General features: G+C 38.2%; 16 protein-coding genes and 14 tRNA genes. 2 read left to right on the top strand and 28 right to left on the bottom strand.

Translation table 11 applies throughout. From position 1 onward, the window contains the following. Positions 1 to 68 precede the first annotated feature (68 nt). The 23 genes from LC418_RS05545 to LC418_RS05435 all read right to left on the bottom strand — a co-directional run bounded on the left by LC418_RS05545 (position 69) and on the right by LC418_RS05435 (position 12,456). The gene (locus tag LC418_RS05545; RefSeq protein WP_223558377.1) at positions 69 to 440 is read right to left on the bottom strand and encodes a cyclic-phosphate processing receiver domain-containing protein; all 372 of its coding nucleotides are present in this window, start codon (positions 438 to 440) and stop codon (positions 69 to 71) included. A 19-nt stretch (positions 441 to 459) separates the two neighbouring features. After that, positions 460 to 945 (bottom strand): ribonuclease H-like YkuK family protein, encoded by a 486-nt coding sequence (locus tag LC418_RS05540; RefSeq protein WP_223558376.1) that lies wholly within the window; start codon positions 943 to 945, stop codon positions 460 to 462. 133 nt (positions 946 to 1,078) lie between these two features. After that, positions 1,079 to 1,149: transfer RNA gene (locus tag LC418_RS05535), tRNA-Trp, on the bottom strand. Positions 1,150 to 1,157: 8 nt separating this feature from the next. After that, positions 1,158 to 1,230, bottom strand: a tRNA-Gln gene (locus tag LC418_RS05530). 7 nt (positions 1,231 to 1,237) lie between these two features. Continuing rightward, positions 1,238 to 1,310 (bottom strand) — tRNA-Phe (locus LC418_RS05525). 7 nt (positions 1,311 to 1,317) lie between these two features. After that, positions 1,318 to 1,391 (bottom strand) — tRNA-Leu (locus LC418_RS05520). 6 nt (positions 1,392 to 1,397) lie between these two features. Beyond that, positions 1,398 to 1,471: transfer RNA gene (locus LC418_RS05515), tRNA-Leu, on the bottom strand. Between the two features lie 338 nt (positions 1,472 to 1,809). Beyond that, positions 1,810 to 1,881 (bottom strand) — tRNA-Glu (locus tag LC418_RS05510). A gap of 84 nt (positions 1,882 to 1,965) precedes the next feature. Next, positions 1,966 to 2,049, bottom strand: a tRNA-Tyr gene (locus LC418_RS05505). A 493-nt stretch (positions 2,050 to 2,542) separates the two neighbouring features. Next, a tRNA-Asn gene (locus LC418_RS05500) sits at positions 2,543 to 2,614 on the bottom strand. Between the two features lie 95 nt (positions 2,615 to 2,709). Next, a tRNA-Ile gene (locus LC418_RS05495) sits at positions 2,710 to 2,781 on the bottom strand. 94 nt (positions 2,782 to 2,875) lie between these two features. Continuing rightward, positions 2,876 to 2,947 (bottom strand) — tRNA-Pro (locus LC418_RS05490). Between the two features lie 63 nt (positions 2,948 to 3,010). Continuing rightward, a tRNA-Asp gene (locus LC418_RS05485) sits at positions 3,011 to 3,082 on the bottom strand. 5 nt (positions 3,083 to 3,087) lie between these two features. Beyond that, a tRNA-Arg gene (locus LC418_RS05480) sits at positions 3,088 to 3,161 on the bottom strand. A 4-nt stretch (positions 3,162 to 3,165) separates the two neighbouring features. Further along, positions 3,166 to 3,239 (bottom strand) — tRNA-Lys (locus LC418_RS05475). Positions 3,240 to 3,355: 116 nt separating this feature from the next. Then, positions 3,356 to 3,428: transfer RNA gene (locus LC418_RS05470), tRNA-His, on the bottom strand. A gap of 862 nt (positions 3,429 to 4,290) precedes the next feature. Further along, the gene (locus LC418_RS05465) at positions 4,291 to 5,313 is read right to left on the bottom strand and encodes a soluble NSF attachment family protein (RefSeq protein WP_223558375.1); all 1,023 of its coding nucleotides are present in this window, start codon (positions 5,311 to 5,313) and stop codon (positions 4,291 to 4,293) included. After that, the gene (locus LC418_RS05460) at positions 5,303 to 7,009 is read right to left on the bottom strand and encodes an APC family permease (protein WP_223558374.1); all 1,707 of its coding nucleotides are present in this window, start codon (positions 7,007 to 7,009) and stop codon (positions 5,303 to 5,305) included. The genes LC418_RS05465 and LC418_RS05460 overlap by 11 nt, the downstream gene beginning before the upstream one ends. Continuing rightward, positions 6,999 to 9,380 (bottom strand): hypothetical protein, encoded by a 2,382-nt coding sequence (locus tag LC418_RS05455; protein ID WP_223558373.1) that lies wholly within the window; start codon positions 9,378 to 9,380, stop codon positions 6,999 to 7,001. The genes LC418_RS05460 and LC418_RS05455 overlap by 11 nt, the downstream gene beginning before the upstream one ends. Next, complete coding sequence (locus LC418_RS05450; protein WP_223558372.1) at positions 9,371 to 10,114, bottom strand: hypothetical protein; 744 nt, start codon at positions 10,112 to 10,114, stop codon at positions 9,371 to 9,373. Before LC418_RS05450 ends, LC418_RS05455 begins: the two co-directional genes overlap by 10 nt. Next, entirely contained in the window at positions 10,087 to 11,220 is a 1,134-nt protein-coding gene (locus LC418_RS05445; RefSeq protein ID WP_223558371.1) for an AAA family ATPase, read from the bottom strand. The genes LC418_RS05450 and LC418_RS05445 overlap by 28 nt, the downstream gene beginning before the upstream one ends. Beyond that, a complete protein-coding gene (locus LC418_RS05440; protein ID WP_223558370.1) occupies positions 11,220 to 11,867 on the bottom strand; it encodes a hypothetical protein in 648 nt (215 codons plus the stop codon). Before LC418_RS05440 ends, LC418_RS05445 begins: the two co-directional genes overlap by 1 nt. A 199-nt stretch (positions 11,868 to 12,066) precedes the next feature. After that, a complete protein-coding gene (locus LC418_RS05435) occupies positions 12,067 to 12,456 on the bottom strand; it encodes a VOC family protein (RefSeq protein ID WP_223558369.1) in 390 nt (129 codons plus the stop codon). Positions 12,457 to 12,758: 302 nt separating this feature from the next. On the opposite strand from LC418_RS05435, the gene deoD reads away from it, so the two are divergent. Continuing rightward, complete coding sequence (gene deoD / locus LC418_RS05430; protein WP_223558368.1) at positions 12,759 to 13,469, top strand: purine-nucleoside phosphorylase; 711 nt, start codon at positions 12,759 to 12,761, stop codon at positions 13,467 to 13,469. Positions 13,470 to 13,544: 75 nt separating this feature from the next. Here the strand turns inward: deoD and LC418_RS05425 are convergent, their stop codons facing one another. The 3 genes from LC418_RS05425 to LC418_RS05415 all read right to left on the bottom strand — a co-directional run bounded on the left by LC418_RS05425 (position 13,545) and on the right by LC418_RS05415 (position 16,211). Next, on the bottom strand, positions 13,545 to 14,330 hold the full coding sequence (locus tag LC418_RS05425) for a TatD family hydrolase (RefSeq protein ID WP_223558367.1): 786 nt from the start codon (positions 14,328 to 14,330) through the stop codon (positions 13,545 to 13,547). Between the two features lie 127 nt (positions 14,331 to 14,457). Next, positions 14,458 to 15,108 carry a hypothetical protein gene (locus LC418_RS05420; protein WP_223558366.1) on the bottom strand — a complete coding sequence of 217 codons (651 nt, stop codon included), beginning with the start codon at positions 15,106 to 15,108 and terminating at the stop codon, positions 14,458 to 14,460. 56 nt (positions 15,109 to 15,164) lie between these two features. Then, a complete protein-coding gene (locus LC418_RS05415) occupies positions 15,165 to 16,211 on the bottom strand; it encodes an MBL fold metallo-hydrolase (protein WP_223558365.1) in 1,047 nt (348 codons plus the stop codon). Between the two features lie 305 nt (positions 16,212 to 16,516). On the opposite strand from LC418_RS05415, the gene LC418_RS05410 reads away from it, so the two are divergent. Next, the gene (locus tag LC418_RS05410) at positions 16,517 to 18,658 is read left to right on the top strand and encodes an outer membrane beta-barrel protein (RefSeq protein WP_223558364.1); all 2,142 of its coding nucleotides are present in this window, start codon (positions 16,517 to 16,519) and stop codon (positions 18,656 to 18,658) included. 121 nt (positions 18,659 to 18,779) lie between these two features. Here the strand turns inward: LC418_RS05410 and map are convergent, their stop codons facing one another. Together map and LC418_RS05400 are read right to left on the bottom strand one after the other, a co-directional pair. Beyond that, complete coding sequence (map, locus tag LC418_RS05405) at positions 18,780 to 19,544, bottom strand: type I methionyl aminopeptidase (RefSeq protein ID WP_223558363.1); 765 nt, start codon at positions 19,542 to 19,544, stop codon at positions 18,780 to 18,782. 231 nt (positions 19,545 to 19,775) lie between these two features. Next, entirely contained in the window at positions 19,776 to 21,170 is a 1,395-nt protein-coding gene (locus LC418_RS05400; RefSeq protein WP_223558362.1) for an MAC/perforin domain-containing protein, read from the bottom strand. Between the last annotated feature and the right edge of the window lie 88 nt (positions 21,171 to 21,258).

Raw genomic sequence — 21,258 nt, 5'->3', positions numbered from 1 at the left:
TCATCAGATTTCAATTTTTAATATTGTGAAATGGTGATCAGCTGTAAAAAATATATTTGGTTTCTTTTTTAATAGTTTTTAAAGTTTTCCAAAAGGCTTAATATATTCTTCTTTCCTACCGGATTCATTGAGTGGCAGTAGAATTTGGGTAAGTCTAAATGGTTATCTATACAATATTCTATCAACCATTTGGCACAATCGTAACCTGTTTTTTCAGCATATTCATCAGAATTAGGTTTCAGATAGTGTATATCTGCAAGGTCATGGTCAAAAGAAATCATTTCCGGAAGTCCTTTTTTCAAAATTCTGTTGACAAACTGTTCGTAATTGCGAACGATATGCCAGTCTTTTCTAAGGAAAATATCCTGTTTGGTATAATGATACGCCTCAATGGGATATCTGATATCATCCAGAAATAATAATCTTTTGGTCATTTCCATGATTGTGTATTTTATTTTTTTAAACCATCATATCAGCACAATTGGAGCTTGCAAATGCGTGGGGTTTTGCTTTAAACACATATCCCATTCCCAGAATATAGCCCATAGCATCTTTCAATGCAGTATTTGACTTGAAATCCGGATCGGTATTAATGTCTGCGTGTACCTCCATTTCCACACCATAAGCATCCAGAACGGCACAGATAGCGTAAGCAATTTCTACGGATCTGTTGACCTCGTTCAGCATTCGTTCTTTGATACTGATCTTCTGTATTTGTCTCTCTTTTCTGATAAAGGTAAACGCTCCTTTTCCCTCACGTACAAATACTACTGCCGTAGCATAGCTGATCGCTTCGCCGTAAACATGGGAATCTGAGCCCACACATACTTTCAGGCGGTGACCGTTAGCCTGTTCGCGGATAATGGCTTCTTCTACCAGCTGGGTGATAGGTTTCTGGAAAAAATTTCCTTTCATATTCTGCCATACTTCTTGTTGCGTTTCCATTTTTTTACATGTTTTAAATTTGTTTTGTTTATAAATTAATTTGTGAATTGTGAATTGTGAACTGTTAATTCGCTTTGCTGTCAATTTTAATATTCACTTGAGCAGCAAATTCACATTGTCCCTTCACTTTTTGCACTCCGAACAGGACTCGAACCTATACCATCAGTTTTGGAGACTGAGATGCTGCCATTACACCATCAGAGTAGTTTTTGTTGATTCATCAGGACTTGAACCTGAACAACAAGAGTCAAAGTCTTGTGTGCTGACCCATTACACTATGAATCATTTTTTGTGGATCAAAACCGAATTGAACGGTTCCCTTTTGCTTTTCAGACAAACGTGCAGACCTTCTACACCACTGATCCTTTTTTGTGCCTCTCCCCAGATTCGAACCGGGACTTTACGGGGTTTAAAGCCGTTTTCTCTGCCTATTGGAATAGAGAGGCATTTTGTACGGGAAGAGGGACTCGAACCCCCAAAACCCTGAGCCTAAATCAAGTGTGTCTACCATTTCCACCATTCCCGCGGGTTTTATGAATAATGAGTAATCTGTAATATTTGTGAATTGTCAATGGTCAGCTGTCAATTTTTTCATGGTTTTTAATTCACATTTGATGTATTACAATTCACAATTGACTATTCATTACCAGTCAAATTACTTATTGCTATTATTCGTTACTTATATAATTAAGGTCAGAGAAAGCCTGTCTTTAAAACTATGCCTGTTAGTGTTTGTAAGATCTTCTGCGCTGGACAAACTTTTCTCTTTCCTGTTTTTCTGTGAATGATCAGCCAATTTATTTTCTCGATCTGAACTTTCATGGTATTAATAATTCATAACTGACTTTTGACCATTCACGTCTGTACTCCATAAGGGAATCGAACCCTTGTCGTCCGGTAGAAAGCCGGATGCACTTACCGCTATGCTAATGGAGCATTTTAACCAACCGACCAGGAATCGAACCTGAACAACAAGAGTACTTTTCCTGCATGCTGCCGTTACATTATCAGCGGTTTTTGTGGAAGTAGCAGGATTTGAACCTGCTCAGCAATGAAGCAACAGATTTACAGTCTGCCCCGGCTCTCCAACTCCGGCGTACTTCCATGATAAAGAGTAATTCTAATTTCTAACCTCTAATCCTCTTGTGAAGAAAACAAAAGCCTGTCTGTATTTTTAGTTTGATATAAGAACTTCTTCGCTCGACAAACTTTTACTTTTCTCCGGAACTAATCTCATTTTAGTTATTTGAGATGGTTATGGGATTCAAACCCACTCAGCTTATGCAACAGTTTTGCAGACCGTCCCGACTCTTCCACTTCGGCGAACCATCAGATGTGACAACAAATGATCAATGATGATTGATAGTTGATAGTGAATAGTGAATAGTGAATAGTGAATAGTGAATAGTGAATTTACACCCTTCTAACTTCTAACTTCTAACTTCTAACTTCTAATTTCTAATTTCTAATTTCTCTCATCTAGCTTCTAATAAAAAAGAAAAAGGCTGTCGGTATTTTCCATATTTGGCATAAAGATCTTCTGCTCTTGACATACCTTTTTTCTCTTCTTTTGAAACAATTAACATTGAGTTATCTGCGATCCCGGAAAGATTCGAACTTTCAACTTCCGGTTTAACAGACCGGTGCTCTACCATTGAGCTACGAAATCTTTTTTGATGTGAATGGTGAATTGTCAATCCGTTTCACGGTCAATTTTTTAAATTCACTTGCGAAGCAAATTCGCCATTCACTTATCATCTTTTGTAATTTCGGAAGGACTCGAACCTTCAGCCTCCGGTGTATCAGACCGGTGCTCTACCATTGAGCTACGAAATCATTTTTGATGTGAATGGTGAATTGTCAATCCGCTACTGTCAATTTTTAAATTCACTTGCGAAGCAAACTCACAATTTACCATTCACTTTTTTAGTCTGGAAAGCAAGATTCGAACTTGCGACCTCCCGCGTCCAAGACGGGTAAACAACCACCGTTATCTTTCCAGTTTTCAGGTTCCGTTTCCATTTTTTCCGGGAGACAGCCGGAATAAAACGTTTCATGAACCTTGCGGTCTATGCGGGAATCGAACCCGCAGTGCCCAAGAGACAGTCGGGCAGGTTAGCCTTTACCTCAATAGACCTTTTGTGACCTCGACAGGATTTGAACCTGTACCCTACGGTTTAGAAAACCGATACTCTATCCAATTGAGTTACGAGACCATTGTAATCCCAGAAAGACTTGAACTTTCAACCCCCGGTTTAAAAGACCGGTGCTCTAACCCATTGAGCTATGAGATTATTTTTTAATGTGAATGGTGAATTGTCAATTTGCTTTGCGTGTCAATTTAAATTCACAATTAGCTATTGACCATTTCACATTTAACAAGATTCATCATTAACCATTCACATGTGTTGGGTATCTTCGGGGATCGAACCCTGTTCTCCGGTTCCACAGACCGGCGCTTTACCAAATAAGCTAAAGAAACCATAAAAAAAGCACCTCTTTTCGGGAGGTGCTGTATATATTCTAACGTAAGAGATCATTAGCTGACCCACGTATATAAGCACCTTTTAACTATAAATTCACTATCGAGAATGATACATGCATATCCTTTCGGCTCCTGTCCGTGTAATCTCGAATATTGATTAGATATGTTATGTAATTGTTTCATTATATTCCTGTTATTTAAAAAGTTTTGAATCCTGAAAACCTGCTGCTTTCAATTTTCGGTTGCAAAGTAAGTATGAAATTTTTTAACTCACAAATTTATTTTTCAATTAAATATTTGACAATCAATTAGTTGCGTGTTATTTTTAGCATAAAGAATAACCGTCCGCAATATCCTGCGGATCTCTTAAATACCTAAATGACTGTCTCTCATCGGGTTACTTATCACTCTTATTTACTGTATTAAATGTTCATTGTTAATTAAAAATTTTTTGTTTTTATGGTTATTTTTTTTCATTCTAAATAATTTATGGCCTAAAACACAAGAAACGCCTCGAGTTATCGAGGCGTTTCTGCGGTATTTTGTTTAAATTTTTACGGGTTTATTGTAAATAATTTTCAAAGCAAGCACATTTCGCCTCATTCCATATCATCCATTCGTATCCGAATAATCCTTTTATTGAAGGGCTATCGCATAGATTTACATTGATATGTGCTCTTTGTATTGTCATAATTTTTCTGGCGCAAAGATATGAAAAATTGTTTTTCAGCAATGAAATTACTCCTTCTGTCCGCTGGAAGGAGGGATAAAACCGAGTTGGCTTCGAGGACCTCAGCCACCTCAATTTTGCCGGCAGAACATAATTTTGTTTAAATTTTTAATCTTTAAATGCTACAATCTTAATTCCTCAACATTTTGTTCCTTCCTGTTTTAAACCTCGAAATATCTTTTAATATCACACTGTCATCAGGATTGAAATATTTGAGCTCGTTAATGATCTCTGAACGGGTACCTACTTTTTCCGCAATAATTTCATAGGCGATAGTTCGGGTTACATCCTGCAATTTGGTATCTTTTTTAAATTCATGCTTCATGGCTTCAAGGTAAATCATCTTTTTATAGGAAGGTGTTTTCTGATAAAGATTCTGAATTTCAGTTTCGAGTTTTTTGATGTCATAAACATTGGCAAAATAATTATTAAGGCAATTGAATGCATCTTTATCTTCATTCCAACCCTTCAATAGCACTTTTTGAGCTTCTTCAGGCAGCTCCATTTTCTTGCTGTATATCAAAGAAGCTTTTACCATCTGGCTGTTGGCCGTATAGTCGTCTGCCACCATCTGATAGTAGCTGTGGGCATTATTAAGATCATTCAGTTCTTTGTAAAGATCTCCTACTTTCTCTTTCTGCTGCATTTCTTTATACAGATCGATAGCTTTTTTGTACTGCTTTGCTTTTTCGTAACAGGATGCCGCTTCTGACTTATTGTTTAGTTTTTTTAGATAGACTGCGGCCGCCTCATTGTAAAAGCCCCCATTTTCCAGTGTTTTTGCACCCCTAAAATTATCCTGAAGAAGATTCATATATACTTTTGCTGCCTTTTTATAGTCCTTTTCAGCGATATATTTTTCGGCAAGTTCTTCGTATTTATTTCTGATCCTATCAAATAAGGAGGTTTCCAGGTAAAAATTCCCGCCTCCGGAACCTCTTCGTCCAGAGTTTTGTTGATTTTGTTCTTTATCTTTTAAAGCAGTGATCACAATCATGATTATAAAAGCTATGACCAGGAAAATCACCAGCGTTCCCACCACACTCCAAAAGCTTTCGTGAAATAACTGTGCTGCAATACCAATGATCTTAAACACTGCCAGGATCATAAATGCAATCAGGAATTTGTCTATAAATTTCTGCTTATTCATCATCTTCAGGGTTTAAAATGGTTTTATCTTCGTTAAACAGGCGGTAAAGAAGAAGGATGACACAGATCACCAGAATCCATACAAACCAGTTGTACCCAAACATCTTTATCAAGGGATAGAATAGATAAACCAGCATGGAAACAAGAACAGCAGACAGAATCAGCTTTACCCATAAAGGCACATTATCTCCGCCAAGGTTCAGCGACTTCCTTCTGAAGATGAAAGAATAGATTCCTACAGCTCCAAACATGAAAATCACAAGATACAGGATATCTGAAACTTTTGTTTTTTCAGGTAAACTGCTGTCCCCAGACTCAAGCTGTCCTATTTTTGAATCTTTAACAGGAGTAGGTGGAAGATCCATTATATCAAGTGTTCCGTACAGTTTTCCAAGAGAATCCGCTACGAGTGCCTGTTTTTTCTTTAAAACAAATTTTACCACTTCGCCATTAACCGGCTTTCCCTTACTGTATTGTTTGAGGGAATCTGAAATGCTGCGTTTCATAGTGGCTTCCTGCTGAACCAGATGTTTCGTTATTTTTTTTGAATAAATAATTTTCAGGGAGTCCCTACTGCTCTGTTCTCTGGCATTGAGCTTTTCAATATCATTTCCAACCTCTCCAAGGTTTCTGCCACCTGATTTTTTATACTGCTCCCTTTCGTTTTTGTCTTTTGACATGGCAGCACCAGCCGCAACATATTCACTGGAAAGCTTTTTTCTTGTTTTTCCGTAAATAGAGTCAATTTTCATGTCAATATCCGTCACACCTGACTGATAAGCGATCATATCTGCCTGTGCTTTTTCAGCTCCGTTCATGATCTTACCGGATGAAACCAGAAAATCCTCTTTCACGGTTCTGTCTTTATCTGAAGGCATAAAAATTCTGAAGATTATAGCCATCACGACAACGCCCCAGAATATCCAGCGGAAATTCCGGCTTCCTGCTGTCTCTTTTTTACTGCCCGAACCTCCGAACAGAGCACTCAGCCAGCTGTCTCCGAAAGTGAATTTTCCAAAGCCATCACCACGAGAAGTCCCCATAATATCTAAAGGCACGCCCAGTTCTACAGCTCGGTCAGGATACTTTTCTATATATTTTAAATATTTTTCAATTTCTTTTTTATTTCCTGCCATCACTTTTTTGAGATCAAAAGGCAGGTTTTTCATCCACTCTTCTTCATTTCTTGGCTGCTGAAGGGTTGCCAGAACTTTTTCATCATCCATCTCAACAGCAAAGCTTTCGATATATTGAGGAGTTTTCACCCCATTGGATGGTTTTCTCACCCTGCCTTCTGTTATTTCAGGTTCCTTCAGCACAGAGAGCCAGTCTATTTCTTCTGAGAGCTTCACTAGACCAAAATCGGGATGCATAACGACATACCGTGAACCGACAGACTGCCAGTCTTCCGGATTGATCCTTGGATAAAATATGGTATTTTCAGGAATAAAAAGTCTGTCATCTACACACTGGAAATAAGCATTTCTCCCAATTTCCTGCGGAGCTTCATCATAAAATATAAGCAGGCATCCGTATAAAACATTAGGCTGGTCTGCCGGAATAGCATAGGATTTTACTTTATTGAGATCTATTCCCAATACTTCCATTTCATAAAGCCATACGCGAGGCGACGGGTCTTTGATCAAAAGCCCTTTTTTAGGATAGTTATTTTTCGGAAAAGGTTTTATTCTAAGCTCCATAATCCAGGATCTGATCAATAAACGCTGTTAAATATTGAGCATACATTTCTTCCATAGTCTTCACTTTCAGCAGGGTCTGTTTCGGAAGGTAATATTCCGAACCTCCATACTCTGTATTGGTTGCCAAGGCTAAAAATCCATACTCCGTGGAAGGAATATAAAATGTAGGAATACCGGTATTGCTGCTTTTAAAAGTAAGCATTCCGCGGGAATCCGTAATGATCTCGCTGCCATCCTGAAATGTAAACTTATTTTTGTTCTGCTCTGCAGGGATTTTAACCGTAAATCTGTTTTTATAAAGGTTTAATGAGTTGTCATACAGCCTGCACAGTTCATTTCCGGAAATGACGAGATTATTATTCTCATTGATTCCTATTTTATTGAAGTTACTGATTATTTTCATACCGCTTCGATTCAGTTTGGCAACTTCTGTTTCTGCTTTTGCTATATTTTTATCTATTTCACTATCATCGTTAAATATGGATTCCACAGAGATATTTCCTTCTAAACCAATCTTATAACGGGAAGAATTCATAGGCTGATGAAGGTAAAAGTTTCTTCCGAAATAGATCAGATGGTATGAACTGGGGATATTGAGTCCGGTAACATTCTGTTCGGAATATTCTTTTGTGTTGAGATTCAGTTTTGAAATAAGTTTTTTATCCGGCTGATACTGACATAAAATAAAATGCTGCTGTTTGTTTTTAGCGAGAGCAAACTCTCCTCTTGGTTTCACAGAAATATCTTCTATTAAAACTTCGCATCCATGATAGATTTTGTAGTAATCATAGGAATTCCGGTCGTAGTAATTATCAGAAAGATAAGTTTTCAACAGCTGTTTTTTTGAACTTAAAATATAAAATTCGCCTTCATAAAGAAACTGGGCAATTTTATTGGATGGAGTCGGAAACAGGATCGGATAGTTCTGCGGCAGATCTGTTTTTTTACCGTTAACATTATGAACCTTTTGCTTGCGCTGTGGCGGATTGGCCCATAATTCCTGAAGCGGAAGCTTTATCTTCTGAATATGCTTGCGCGCTCCTTTATGATGTTTATAAAAATTCAGTTCGCCATCTGAAGATGTTGTGATCAGGAATTTCAGCCTGTCCCTGTTTTCGTGGATCACTTTCCTTGTCTTTTCATCAGCAAGGTTTTCCTGGTGAGTAATGAAGAAAACTTCAAGCTCTTTTTCTGTATGCTCTTCATTAAAAAATTTCCCAAGTGCTTCTGAAACATCCAGAATGGGGCTGACCAGATTCAGGGCTTCAATAACATCTTCCGGTTTATCAAGAGAAGCCGGTATACCTGCCTGCCCCAAGGCAAAAACCTTACACTCCGAATGGGCTTTCGGATGCCTGATCACCGCAATAGCCGATGCAAAAGCCAACACTTTAGGTGTTCCCCAGTTTTTCAGGGAAGTATCAATTAAAATAATACGTTCAAAAATATTTTCTTCCGGTGGAATTTCTCTCTGGATATACAGAGCTTCGTTATTGGCCACACGGTTCATGAAAACCTCATCATCATTGGCAAATTCAGAAAGAAGCATTCTGTGGAGGTCACCTTTATTGGCCATATCTGAGATCCCTCCAATGGGCTGCTCCCCGGGAGAAAGGTGGCGCATAGGAATTCTCAGTCCGCTCCAAATCCTTTTGATCAGGCTTCCTACCTGAAATGTTTTGGGCTCCTCGATTAATTGCTGAATAAAATCTTTATCGGTTTCTACAGTTGTCTCTTCCTCTACGACTTCGTCATCCAGTTCAGGTTCATCTATGTGATCCCGCATGGCATCAACAATAGACTGGGTTGTCGGAAATTTTTCATTCAGGAGATTGAGTGTACTCAAGTCCCTGTTAATGGCTGACGGTCCGGCATACTTTTTCCCTGCACTGGCTGCCAGCATATGGGGTCTTTTGTAGTAGGTGGTCAGAATCATTTCTGCCTTTCCGGGAGCTGTCCTGTTGTGGGAATCCTGGAAAATTGTCTGGAGTAGTACAATTCTATTTTGTCCCTGTTTATAGATTTTATTTAATGATTTCAGCTTTTCAAGGAACTCAATACTCTTTTCAGCAGTAAAATCAAAATTTCCAATGCTGTGAAAATTGGCTGTATGATTCAAAGGGCCTGCAAAATCGGTATAACCGTCCTGCATCGCATACAAAACCATCAGCAAGGCTCCAAACGGAGGCCATCCCTGTGGCTGAAGTTCTTTCAGGATCTCCATGACGTAAGGCCTGTAAGCTATAGCCCCAACACCGGGAATGGAGATGAGGTTATAATCATGGTATCCGGAATCTCCGGCGATATCCTCGTCGGTTACCCACTCCCAAAAGTAGTTTTCGTATGACTGGAAATATTCGGTTAAATCCATTCTTTCGTTTTTTCAGTAAGACGGAATGAACTTACGGACAATGGGCGGAAATTTTCTTTTTTAAGGGAAAGATAAGTACCGTTTTCATTCCATAATAACCATTTGTCTGACTCTTTATTATATTGCTGCTGTAAAAGAGAACTCAAATTTTTAAATTCAAAGTCAAAACCTGCAGGCAGAAGGTGGCAATCCCTGATCCAATATGTTTTTCCGGGCAAACTCAGCAATGGTGTTCCCAGGAACAATGCTTTATCATCAATAACTGTCCATTCAAGTTTTTCCAGCTTAAATTTCGGCAGTAAAGGAATACTTTCTTTTATTTCCTCAATTATACTTAATAAAGCCATGACAGCATGTTCTTCATTACCCGGTTTTAATCTCACCTCAACTTTTTCACCGATTCCGAAATAATTATTGTTCGAAGCCGGAAAAGTAAGGCGTAAAGCTTTATCTATCGGTGACCAAAGTAAGGCCGTTCTCATTTTTTTACTTGGTACCAGTGCCTCTTTTTTGAACAAAAGTCCATCGCGCAATTCGTACAGTATGAAATTAGGCAGCTGCTGGATATCTGAGGAGATAGCCTGTTCCTCAGTGAAGCCTTTCAGCCAAACCGTCTCGTCATCTGTTGCAATCTGTACATTTTTCCAGTCCCGGATAGTACCCAGAAAATCTTCATCGGCCCGGGGAATTTCTGCCCAGAATTCTTTTACACCGTTTGAAGGATCTTCTGCCATAAGCTTTCAATTTCTTGCTGGATATATTGCTTCTGCTCCGGATTTCTGATCCAGTCGCAACGGGTCTGCAGGTATCTCAATTTATCTTTGATCACGTTCTGTTCTTCAAAACTCAACGTTCCGCTGTTCCATTTTTCCATGAGGATTTTTACGTCCTTCATCACCTCCTCCGGATTAGGAGTTTTGTTCTGCATCGCCTGTGGATGGGATTTCGGGTTATTGTCTTTTTCAATGGTTCTGTTGATGATGCCTTCCAGAATCTCAATCTGTTCTTCTGTATCCCAGATATGCTTCAGTACCCAAAGATCGGAGAGCACAGCTTCATTTCTTCCACAGATCAGGGCGCTTGCCGCGATCAGGTTCTGAAGTTTTACGGCTCTACGGTCGGAAATGGTAATTCCTGTATTTCTCAGGCTGATAATTGTATTTAAATAAACTTCGTAGATGGGCCTCAGATCTATGGTTTTGCACAGATTCTGAAGTTCTCTGATTTCATCTGCCTGAATTTCTGGAATATTGGTTTCTGTTTGGTTTTCCAGCTTTCTTCCGGCCAGAAGTACCTGCTGAAGCAGTTCAGGATTTACGTAATCAACATTAATTCTAACCAGAAAACGGTCAAATAATGCATTCAGAGATTCATCTTCCGGAAGAACATTACTGGCCCCAACGAACATCAGGGCCGGCAGATGCTTTGTTTCTTTTCCTCTTTTAAATATTTTTTCATTCAAAGCGGTCAGCAGTGAATTCAGGATTGCAGAATTGGCATTGAAGATTTCATCGAGGAAAACCAATGAAGCTTCGGGCATCATGCCTTCGGTATTGGTGAGAAGTTCTCCTTCTTTTAATTTACGGATATCAAAAGGTCCGAAAATTTCGTTCGGTTCTGTAAATCTGGTTAATAAATATTCAAAGTTTTTTCCATCTTTTACTGTTTTCGACAGTGTTCTTACGATAGCGGATTTTGCGGTACCCGGAGGTCCGTACAGAAATGCATTTTCTTTGGCCAGAAGGCATATTCCCAAAAGGTCTACAACATCATTTTTTCCTACGAAAGTATCTTTTACGTAGTTGAGAACGGTATTAAGTTTTGTAATATTTTGTATCATTAATTTTCTTCGGTTATTATTTTTAATTCTCTCCAGTACGTATCTTTATACAGTCCAAAATCAGACAACAGGAGTTGATTAATATATGGGATTTCTGCAAGAGCATAGGCTTTCTTCTCAACAATCCTTTCGAGATATAATTTCCTGTAGATTTTGTCTTTCAGCTCTTTTTCCCAATTGACTTTTTCCAGATTAAGATGATATCCAATTCCGGAATAATGAAACTGTGTAAGAATATCTTCCAGAATTTTAACCAAAGGATCATGAGGATCAGCAGTTTGCATTAAAGTTATGATCTGGGGAAGAAATCTTAGTGACAGATCTGCAGACAAAATAGAGGAAGTATCGGGTGTTATTTTCAGTTTTGGGATCAGCTTATCCAGATCTTTTGCCGTGTTTTCACGGATGAGGTAGAGCTGTGCACTGTAATACAGGACTTTCGCGGCCCAAACTGCAGCTTCTTTATGGCAATGGATTTCTGTAGATAAAAATTCCAGTCTTTCTTTTTCAAATTCTGTTTCAAAATAATCACCGGCTTCCTGTTCTTCTTTTTTCGAAATTTCATGCAAATTTGAAAAAACGGTAATGCAGCCGCTTTTCCGAAGCAGAAAAATAGTATCTAAAAATGGTGATTTGGTTTCCGTCATCTAACAAAAATAAAACTATTTTGCAGAGAATAAAATTTTTTATGTGAGTGATTGGCAGCTAAATAATCTTTATGATAAATAATTCACAAAATGCCTATTAATTATGACTTAGATATTTGATGTTGTATTTTTACTCTCGCAGATTTAGCAGGTGGCTCTGATATTTTGCTCCTGTGAAAACCTATTTTCAGATTACAAATCAATCTGTTATTTCTATAATATTATTTTCAGGATCCAGAATAACACTTTCATAATAGCCGTCGCCTGTTGTACGTGGCTCTCCGGCTATAGTGTAACCGTCTTTTCTTAAAATTTCTGTCAGTTCATCCACTTTTTCTTTGCTGCCTGTCGAGAACGCCAAATGAATGATCCCATATTGCTGGACATCATAAGAATTGTTGCTTTCCTGAATATCCGGTCTGGTCATGATCTCGAGACGGCAGTCATTGTCAAAGCTTAAAAAATAAGACTGAAACTGTTTTAGAGAATTGTGATATTTTTCATTGGAAACGGCCCCAAAATATTTCTGATAGAATTCTCTGATCTTTTCCAGATCTTTTACCCAAAAAGCAACATGCTCAATTTTCATTATGATTATCTTTTACTTTGCTAAAGTAAGGAGGAGATTCCTCAAATACTTCTTCTATGTTATTCTTTTTTGAAACTGTATTGGCAATACTAAATATTAAGCTTCTGATTAAGCCTCATAGGTTTTGGAAATCTATGAGGTTGTTAGGAATTTCTTTCTTTTTTAACCACCCCGTCAGATCTTCGATCTGCCACCTCTCCGGAGAAGGGGAATTTGTACTTAGAAAACTTAGGGTATTGAAATACAAACGTTGAGATGTTACAATCTAAAAGTTGTTATCTTTGTCGCTTCAAAATAACATTATGAGTATTCACATCAGTGCAAAAAAAGGAGAAATTGCCAAAGTAGTATTGCAGCCGGGGGATCCGCTTCGTGCACAATATATTGCTGAAAATTATTTGGAAAATGCTAAGCTGGTCAGCAAAACAAGAGGAATCTTTTATTATACCGGTCTTTATAAAGGTAAGGAAATCACTGTAGGCGCCAGCGGAATGGGCTTTCCGAGCATCGGGATCTATTCTTTTGAATTATTTACGGAATATGAAGTAGATACCATCATCAGGATCGGAACGTGTGGAGCCTATACAACAGACCTTAAGCTTTTTGATATTTTAAATATTGAAAATGCAGCGAGTGAAAGTACGTATGCAAAATATGCCTGGGAAATTGAAGATGAGATACTTCCTCATCAGGGAAATATCTTCGGAACGATCAATGAAACCGCTCAGGAGCTTTCTTTAGCAACCAAAGCGATCAATGTACACAGCAGCGATATTTTCTACAGAAAAGACCCGAATGTTCCTGCTATTGCTACTAAGTACAACTGTCCGGCCGTAGAAATGGAAGCTTTCGGATTATTCGCGAATACACAACATTTAGGAAAAAATGCAGCTACGATTCTTACGGTAACCGATATTATTCCTACCCACGAAAAGATTTCTGCTGATGAGAGAGAAAAAGCCCTTAAACCAATGATGGAGCTGGCTCTGGAATCAGCGATAAAAAGTCTTTAATAGAAAAGAAGTTAAGCTGCTGTTTCGCAGTTTCGCCATAAAAAAAGAGCTTTACCTGATGAGTAGAGCTCTTTTTTATAGTTTGAAAAAATTTCTGGCGGTTTCCGTAGTTTCATGTGCGACTTCTGAAATACTTATCTTCTTTAGGTGTGCGATTGTCTGTGCTACATACGGCAGGAAGGAAGGTTCATTCCGGCGGTTCTGCATTCTCGGCATATTTTTCGGCAGCATGAACGGGGCATCAGTTTCTATCATCATGCGATCTATCGGTGTATATTTTATTACTTCTTCCAGCTGTTTAAATCTTTTGCCATCACTTATAGCTCCGGTAAATCCCAGATAAAACCCTTTGTCCAGATAGATTTTAGCTTCCTCCGGTGTTCCTGTGAAACAATGGACAACAGCTTCCGGCAAGTTGGTAAGGTATTCATCTGTAATTTCATTAAATCTTTTAAAAGCTGATCTTTCATGAAGGAAAAGAGGCTTACGAACCTCAACGGCCAATTCCAGCTGGGCTCTGTAGCATTTTTCCTGAATAGGTCTTGGAGAAAAATCCCGGTCAAAATCCAGTCCGCACTCTCCTACCGATACCACATGATTCAATTTCAAAAGGTTCCGAAGTTCCCGGATACTCTCCTGGTTAAAGGATTTGGCATCGTGGGGATGAATTCCTGCTGTAGAAAATAAAATCCCGGGATATTCTTCTGCGATTTCAGCAGATTCTTTGCTCCCGCGTACGCTAGTCCCGGTGAGGATCATTTGTTCCACTCCATTATTCAGGGCGCGGTTAACAATTTCTTCGTGTTCATTATAGAACTGTTTATTGGTCAGGTTAATGCCAATATCAATGTATGTATTCATTTGTTTTTGTTTTGTATAAAGGACAGATAAGATTGATTTGTATTGATAAATTTTTGATCTGAAACTTTATCAATACAAAATTATCTGCACAGTACGCAATCTTTTTGCGCAAGTAAGGTTTTATACGCTATTCATTGATAAATTTTTCTAGGAAACCGATTAACTGTTTTCCTCCGTGACTCCAACGGATCCCGTGACCTTCTTTTTCCCTGGCTTCAAAAACAAGTTCATGTTTGTAATGATAGAAAACATTCCACCATGTTCTGTTGTCCAGAATATAGCTGATCTTTTCCATGACTTTTTCCTGTTTCTGCAGATTATTCCCTTTGATCTCGCCCCAAAACTCATCATCCATTCTTCCGATATGTTTTTCCCAGGCTCTCTGCGCAATGGTAATTTCGCTGTTAAAAGGTTTCCGGCAGGCTTCAAGCAAAGTATCTTTCAAAGGGGGAACAGCATTTTCATCACGAACGCTGGCAGAAGTCAGGCGCTGTCCCAAAATATTCAACCAATGTTCAAAAGGTATTTTTTCAAGATGAGCTGCTTTTACCTCATCTGTATCCTTGTTTTGAAATATATTGATAAAAAGCTCAAAACTTTCTTTTCTGTCTGTTTTAATTTCTTCATTAAAATATGGCTGCTCCCATTCCAGACTCTTGTTCTGAAATTTCATGATATTATTTTCCATAGTTTGTAGATGCTCTCTGGCAAGAACAGCCCGATATTTTTCTTTCCAGGGATCTGAAATTAATGAAATACAGGATTTAAACATATCCATTTACAGATATTTTATAAGATTGATAACAGAATAAAGATTTTCTACAAAGCTCTGAATTACATCAATTCCTTCCACCATTTTTTCCAGGTTATTTCTCCCAGCTGATCGAGATCTGTTTTTTCTCCAATCATAGGAAGTGTCACAGGGATACTGTTTTCTTCTGCATATTTTGAAACAAGTTCCAATGGCTCAAACCAGGGATGCTGAGCTAATTTAAATTTAGAATTATGGACAGGAATAAAGTTTTTAGCTTTCAACTCCTGTACTTCTTTGATGATCTGCTCCGGAAGGCTGTGAATGTAAGGCCATTTTTCATTGTATTGGCCGCATTCCATTACCGCAAGATCAAACGGTCCGTACTTCTCCCCGATCTCTTGAAAGTGATCTCCGTAACCGCTGTCACCGCCTAAGAACAATTTTTTAGATGGAGTCTGTAAAACAAAGGAAGTCCACAGTGAGATATTCCGGTTCAGGAGTCTTCCCGAAAAATGTCTTGCAGGAGTCAGGGTAATGGTGAAGCCACCTTCCAGATAAATGCTGTCCCACCAGTTTTTCTCAATAATTTTTTCTGAATCCCAGCCCCAGTACTCGAAATGCTGCCCTGTCCCCAGTCCGCATATCACCTGACCTACTTTGTCTTTAAGCGTCTGAACAGTGGAATAATCCAGGTGATCCCAATGATCATGGGAAATCAGGAGAAAGTCTATATCCGGCATATCTTCCGGTTTGTAATGATCTGATCCGGGGAAGGCCTTTATGGAACCCGACATTGGTGAAGCGTTGCCACTGAAGACAGGATCTACAAGGAATTTTTTGCCATCGATCTGGATAAAGTAAGAGCTGTGCCCGAACCATACGAGAACATTTTCTTCCGGTTTAAGGTTTTTCAGATCTGTGATCACAAAGGGAAGAGATGATTTCGGGCTTGTATTCTCAACTTTGCATAGGGCCTGCAGGAGTAATTTGGTCATACTTTCTCCTTCCAGTAATGCAGGTGTGGGAAGTATATTCTGAAATTTTCCGTTGGTATAGTTGGTCAGCGTACTGAAATAGGTTTTTCTTTTTTCGTTGGGAAACTGCCCCATTTGTTTCTTTAAATTCATTATCACTGTTTTTATGCTCTGAATCCTGATCATTAAGATGTATCAGATGAATAAATATAAGAATAGATTTCTTATTTATATGAATCAACGAATAAAGGGAGCGTTTTACTTTATATGATCTAATATCTTCTGCACATAGTTCTGTAACTTTTGATATGAAACAGTAAATGGATCAGCCCCAACACTTCTTATGGAGTATAATTTTCAATAAAGATAACAGTATCGGTGAATTTTTTATTTATTTTCCCAATGTGATGTAACAAATGTCCTGCAATAACTGTCTTATTGGTGAAATATCACTTTGAATGAAAATAATTATATCTTCAGCTGCATTATTAATCGGTTCTTTAACATTTGCACAAGTAAAAAATGACACCATCAAGGAGAAGGAAAACCAGATTGAAGGGGTTACATTAACGGCCAGAAAACCTACTGTAGAATCCAAGGTGGACAGAACGGTGTTTAATGTGTCCAACAGCTCTATCCTTGCAGGAAATACAACATGGGATGTTCTTAGAATGACCCCTTTGGTGAGTATTGATAATAATGATGCTATAAAAGCGGAAGGTGAATCGGTGACGGTTTACATCAACGACAGAAAATCTGTTTTTACTGGGAAGGAATTAAAGGAATATCTGAAAACCATTCCTGCAGATAACCTGATGAAAATTGAGGTGATCACAAGCCCGTCATCCCGTTATGAAACAGCCGGATCGGTCATCAATATTGTACTGAAAAAGAGAGATGATGAAGGAATGAAGGGCAGCGTAACCTTCAATAACAGGCAGAATACTAAAAATTCTCAGTATACGAATCTTAATCTTAATTACCATAAGAAAAATTTCACGCAGACTCTTGTCGGAAGCTACAGCGACAATACCTGGGCACAAAAGAGCCTATACATCAACTCTTTATACAAGGATAATGATATTACCCAAACCAACAATGAAAACATAAGCAGAAATAAAAGTCCTTCCCTTTCCTCAACCTCTGAATATGAACTGAATGATAAAAATAATATAGGACTTATCCTTGAATATTATCAAAGCAAAAGTTCCACAACCTCGAATTCTGACTTCATCAGGTCGAAAAATGATGTGCTGTTTGATTCTTATCATCAGGAGCAGGATGCAACAGGGCGCTACCGAACGCTGGGAACAAATCTTTTTTATAAGTATTATGATAAAGAGAAAAACAGGATATTGGATGTCAATTTAGGGTCCAATTACAATTCTCAGGAAAATACAAATTGGTTTTTAAAAACATCCAATATGACACCGGCTGTGAGCTTGTTAGGCCTGGATTCTCATGAACAGACCCGAAACTATTATCTAAAAGTAGATTATACGCAACCGCTTGGAAAGGGCGGAAGCTTTGAAGTGGGTGGAAAAATGGATTTCAATAACAATGTGATCCCCAATAATGTATCCGGAAACAATGCAGATAATCTCCCTTCGAACGATGTTTTCCACTATGAGGATAATATCAATTCCCTGTATGTGAACTACAGCAAAACTTTTTTCGAGAAGCTGGAAACAAGAGTGGGAGTCCGTTATGAACATATCGATTATAAAATGAGACAGGATGTAGCCGGTACGGAAAGAAAAGATTCTTACAGTACTCTTCTTCCCAATCTATTGGTGAAATATTCTTTTTCGGATAAATATGATCTGAGTCTTACTTATAACCGTAATCTCTGGCGTCCGTGGTATTCGGAATTTAATCCTTTTCTTGTCCCTACCAATGACGGAACGTACTCACGCGGAAATATGGACCTGGAACCCAACCCGAGCCACAGGCTTTATATGAAATTCGGGATCCTGAAAAAATATTTTCTTTCGGCCAGATATATGTACACTGACAGGGATTACTGGACATCTATTGCAGAGGAAAATGGAAGAACGGTTAGCCTACCTGCCAATTTCAACGGAAAGGTGCAGAAGTATTATCTGTTTGCGAATACCAACCAGACTTTCCTGAAAAATAAAATGAACGTGAATGTAGGAGTTGGATGGTATTATATCGACAATCATGATTTCAACGAAGTCAATGATCTGAAGGGTAAAAATTATATAAGCTATCTGGGTGCTTCAGCTAATCTGTCGTACACCAACCTGTTTGATAAAAACATTAACCTGAGTGCATGGGTAGAGCTTTCCAACCAGAACAACGGAAATTCCTATGCGAATAAAACGAATATTTTCCACAATATCTCTGCCACCAAAATATTCCCTAAAACACAGATGGAAGTAAGCCTTCAGCTGATGAATATTTTCAGCAGACCGAATTTTGATTCCACCACCTTCAGCCAGGTCGGAACCACCAGAAGTTCTACCAGATCCGACTGGTATGGATTTTCACTTACTTTTGTGAAACGTTTCGGAAATCAGAAAGTAAAAGGAAATACGAAGACGGATGTAGAGAAAAACAGCGGCGGCGGAAAATAAAAATAAAAAATCAGTGCCGGCAGAGACTGTTTGCAAACGAAATAAACAAGCAAAAATAACAGCTAAAAAAGACACTTGCATTGATGTAAGTGTCTTTTTATTCTATATGAAGAGTAAATTCTTAGTTCAGGATTTCATTCATTTGTGTTAAAATAATGGGTTTCCCATCCGTCACCATAATGGTATGTTCGTGCTGTGCCATATACCCTCCTTTGTTCCCTACCATGGTCCAACCGTCATTGAGCTCTACAGCAAGGTTTGAAGATGTTGAAATAAATGTCTCTATGGCCACCACAGAGTTCTTTTTGAACCGTCTGGAATCGAAACGGTTTTTATAATTAAACAGCTCATCAGGCTGCTCGTGTAAGCTTTTCCCAACACCATGCCCGGCAAGATTCTTAATCACTTTAAAACCTCTTTTCTTAGCTTCAGTTTCCATGAGAAATCCAATATCAGCTATTTTTACACCTCCTTTTATAGAATTGATGGCTTTTTGTAAAATATCTTTGGAAGCATCTACCAGTTTTTGGTGGGAATTAATATCTTTTCCAATAACAAAAGAACCTCCGTTATCTGCCCAATATCCGTTAAGTTCTGCTGAAACATCAATATTAATCAGATCTCCTTCTTTTAAAATCCGTTGATCAGTCGGAATACCATGACAAAATTCATTATCCACACTGATACAGGTCCAGCCCGGAAAACCATACGTTAAATAAGGAGCTGATTTTGCACCAAAATCTGAAAGGATCTTCGCCCCGTATTCATCAATTTCTTTTGTTGTCATGCCGGGTTGGGCATAATTCATCATTTCTTTTAAGGTATAGGCTACAGCTTCACTCACTTTCTGCATTCCTGCCAATTCATGTTCATTCGTTATTGACATTGTTGTTTCTTTTGGTTATATGGATTTTTTTTCACGAGTTTAATACCCTTTGAAAACGACAAAGTTAAGGATTTGAAATATTATTTACCTCGCCTATAAGTTCATAATTTCCACCACAGAACCAAAACAAATATTCATAATAAAAACTTATTGAAATTGAAACCCAATAAAAAACCGTCTCAACTTTCATGTGAGACGGCTTCCTGTAAAGATATCAACAAATATATTTAATTAATAGGCATAAAAAGGAATGCCCTCTGCTACATAATTAATTGGAGTTCCGGGATAAGTAGAATAATAGTGATCTCTTTCACTTCCGCTATAGAACTGATAAATAGGTTTTTTTGAACTGTCCATTGTTGCATAAAATGCAATTCCTTCATAGGCATATTGGTTAGGCGTTCCAGAATGAGTAGAATAATAGTGGTCTCTTTCGCTTCCACTGTAGAACTGATAAACCGGAACGGTATTCGGAGCTTTATAAGTATATGCTTTAAACTGCTCGCCTTCAGCCTGATAATTATAAGGTGTCCCAGGAGAAGTTGCTAGGTAATGATCTCTGTCGCCAGGACTATAAAAACCGTAGACCGGAACAGGAATATAATCTAAGAAAACTTTATTATCAATCAAATATTGATTGACATATGCCTGAAGCTGGGCTTTTTTAACCGGATCTTTTACTAAATCATAAATAAATACCAGTCCATTATTTCCAAAATCTACCAAAACAGCATTATTTACAGTAGAACTGTTTTGCCAGTTGGCGATATTGATTTTAGGATTGGATTGGTCCAGGTTCAATTCACCAATCAGGCCTTTTGAAGGATCTCCCCCTCTTGTTCTATATGATAATTTTCTGGAGAAGTTTTTGTGTGATTCCGCTGTATTTACATCGTTCTCTACATTGACATCAAAAATACCTTTCATTCCAACTTTCACACCGATTCTGGCTGCACGTTCACGGGATTCATTAGTTGTTTCAGATTGGAATATAACATCCATTTTAGCACCCGTATAAATGTCTACCGTTACGTGTGTACCATAATCCTGGACAATTTGCTGAGGTGTTTTTGTCTGTAAATCCTGCGTAAATTCAGGAGTCAGGTAGTCTCCCAACATATCTGTTGTTGCATTGAATCTCAATCTTCTTTGTTTGATTAAAAGATTGTAACTTCCATAAATATATTTTGCATCAAACTTATTGGTGTTAGTCACTGCAGAATTAAAGCCCACTGAAAGTGTTTTCTTAAATAATGGGATACCAGCCGTTACATCCACTTTGGTCGACACCATTTTAGAATAGGTTTCAGCATTTTCACCATACTCTTCTACATAATCTTGTGAAAGTGTATTTTCAGCAACCAATCTGGGACCCTGTTCAGCTTTGAATCTGTCAATATCAATTACTTTAAAACCTGCTGCACTCGCATTTGCATATTCACCCGCGGCATTATAACCATGTCCCAGAACATCATACTGCCCGTCACCTGCAAATTTTCCGGCGGCTATACGACTCTCTTTTCCAAGGTTCTCAGATGTCACTTCAGTGTTCAACTCTTCCGAAGAACATGAAGCCATGAAAAGCAACAGCAATGTGCTGAAGCAAAGTAAAATTTGTTTTTTCATAGTTATTAAAATTTTCAACAAAAGTAATATTCAACACATGGTGAAAAAAGTAAAACAATATGATATATATCACTAATCAGGGATTTTA

This window comes from Chryseobacterium lathyri, assembly GCF_019970085.1.
Lineage (GTDB): Bacteria > Bacteroidota > Bacteroidia > Flavobacteriales > Weeksellaceae > Chryseobacterium > Chryseobacterium lathyri.
The sequence above is the reverse complement of the archived record's forward strand: the minus strand, read 5'-3'. Positions and strand labels throughout refer to the sequence as shown.

Bases quoted from the DNA above. Each gene is read 5' to 3' on its own strand.
- LC418_RS05545 (WP_223558377.1), bottom strand. From the start codon at position 440: ATGGAAATGACCAAAAGATTATTATTTCTGGATGATATCAGATATCCC.
- LC418_RS05540 (WP_223558376.1), bottom strand. From the start codon at position 945: ATGGAAACGCAACAAGAAGTATGGCAGAATATGAAAGGAAATTTTTTC.
- LC418_RS05465 (WP_223558375.1), bottom strand. From the start codon at position 5,313: ATGATGAATAAGCAGAAATTTATAGACAAATTCCTGATTGCATTTATG.
- LC418_RS05460 (WP_223558374.1), bottom strand. From the start codon at position 7,009: ATGGAGCTTAGAATAAAACCTTTTCCGAAAAATAACTATCCTAAAAAA.
- LC418_RS05455 (WP_223558373.1), bottom strand. From the start codon at position 9,380: ATGGATTTAACCGAATATTTCCAGTCATACGAAAACTACTTTTGGGAG.
- LC418_RS05450 (WP_223558372.1), bottom strand. From the start codon at position 10,114: ATGGCAGAAGATCCTTCAAACGGTGTAAAAGAATTCTGGGCAGAAATT.
- LC418_RS05445 (WP_223558371.1), bottom strand. From the start codon at position 11,220: ATGATACAAAATATTACAAAACTTAATACCGTTCTCAACTACGTAAAA.
- LC418_RS05440 (WP_223558370.1), bottom strand. From the start codon at position 11,867: ATGACGGAAACCAAATCACCATTTTTAGATACTATTTTTCTGCTTCGG.
- LC418_RS05435 (WP_223558369.1), bottom strand. From the start codon at position 12,456: ATGAAAATTGAGCATGTTGCTTTTTGGGTAAAAGATCTGGAAAAGATC.
- deoD (WP_223558368.1), top strand. From the start codon at position 12,759: ATGAGTATTCACATCAGTGCAAAAAAAGGAGAAATTGCCAAAGTAGTA.
- LC418_RS05425 (WP_223558367.1), bottom strand. From the start codon at position 14,330: ATGAATACATACATTGATATTGGCATTAACCTGACCAATAAACAGTTC.
- LC418_RS05420 (WP_223558366.1), bottom strand. From the start codon at position 15,108: ATGGATATGTTTAAATCCTGTATTTCATTAATTTCAGATCCCTGGAAA.
- LC418_RS05415 (WP_223558365.1), bottom strand. From the start codon at position 16,211: ATGAATTTAAAGAAACAAATGGGGCAGTTTCCCAACGAAAAAAGAAAA.
- LC418_RS05410 (WP_223558364.1), top strand. From the start codon at position 16,517: ATGAAAATAATTATATCTTCAGCTGCATTATTAATCGGTTCTTTAACA.
- map (WP_223558363.1), bottom strand. From the start codon at position 19,544: ATGTCAATAACGAATGAACATGAATTGGCAGGAATGCAGAAAGTGAGT.
- LC418_RS05400 (WP_223558362.1), bottom strand. From the start codon at position 21,170: ATGAAAAAACAAATTTTACTTTGCTTCAGCACATTGCTGTTGCTTTTC.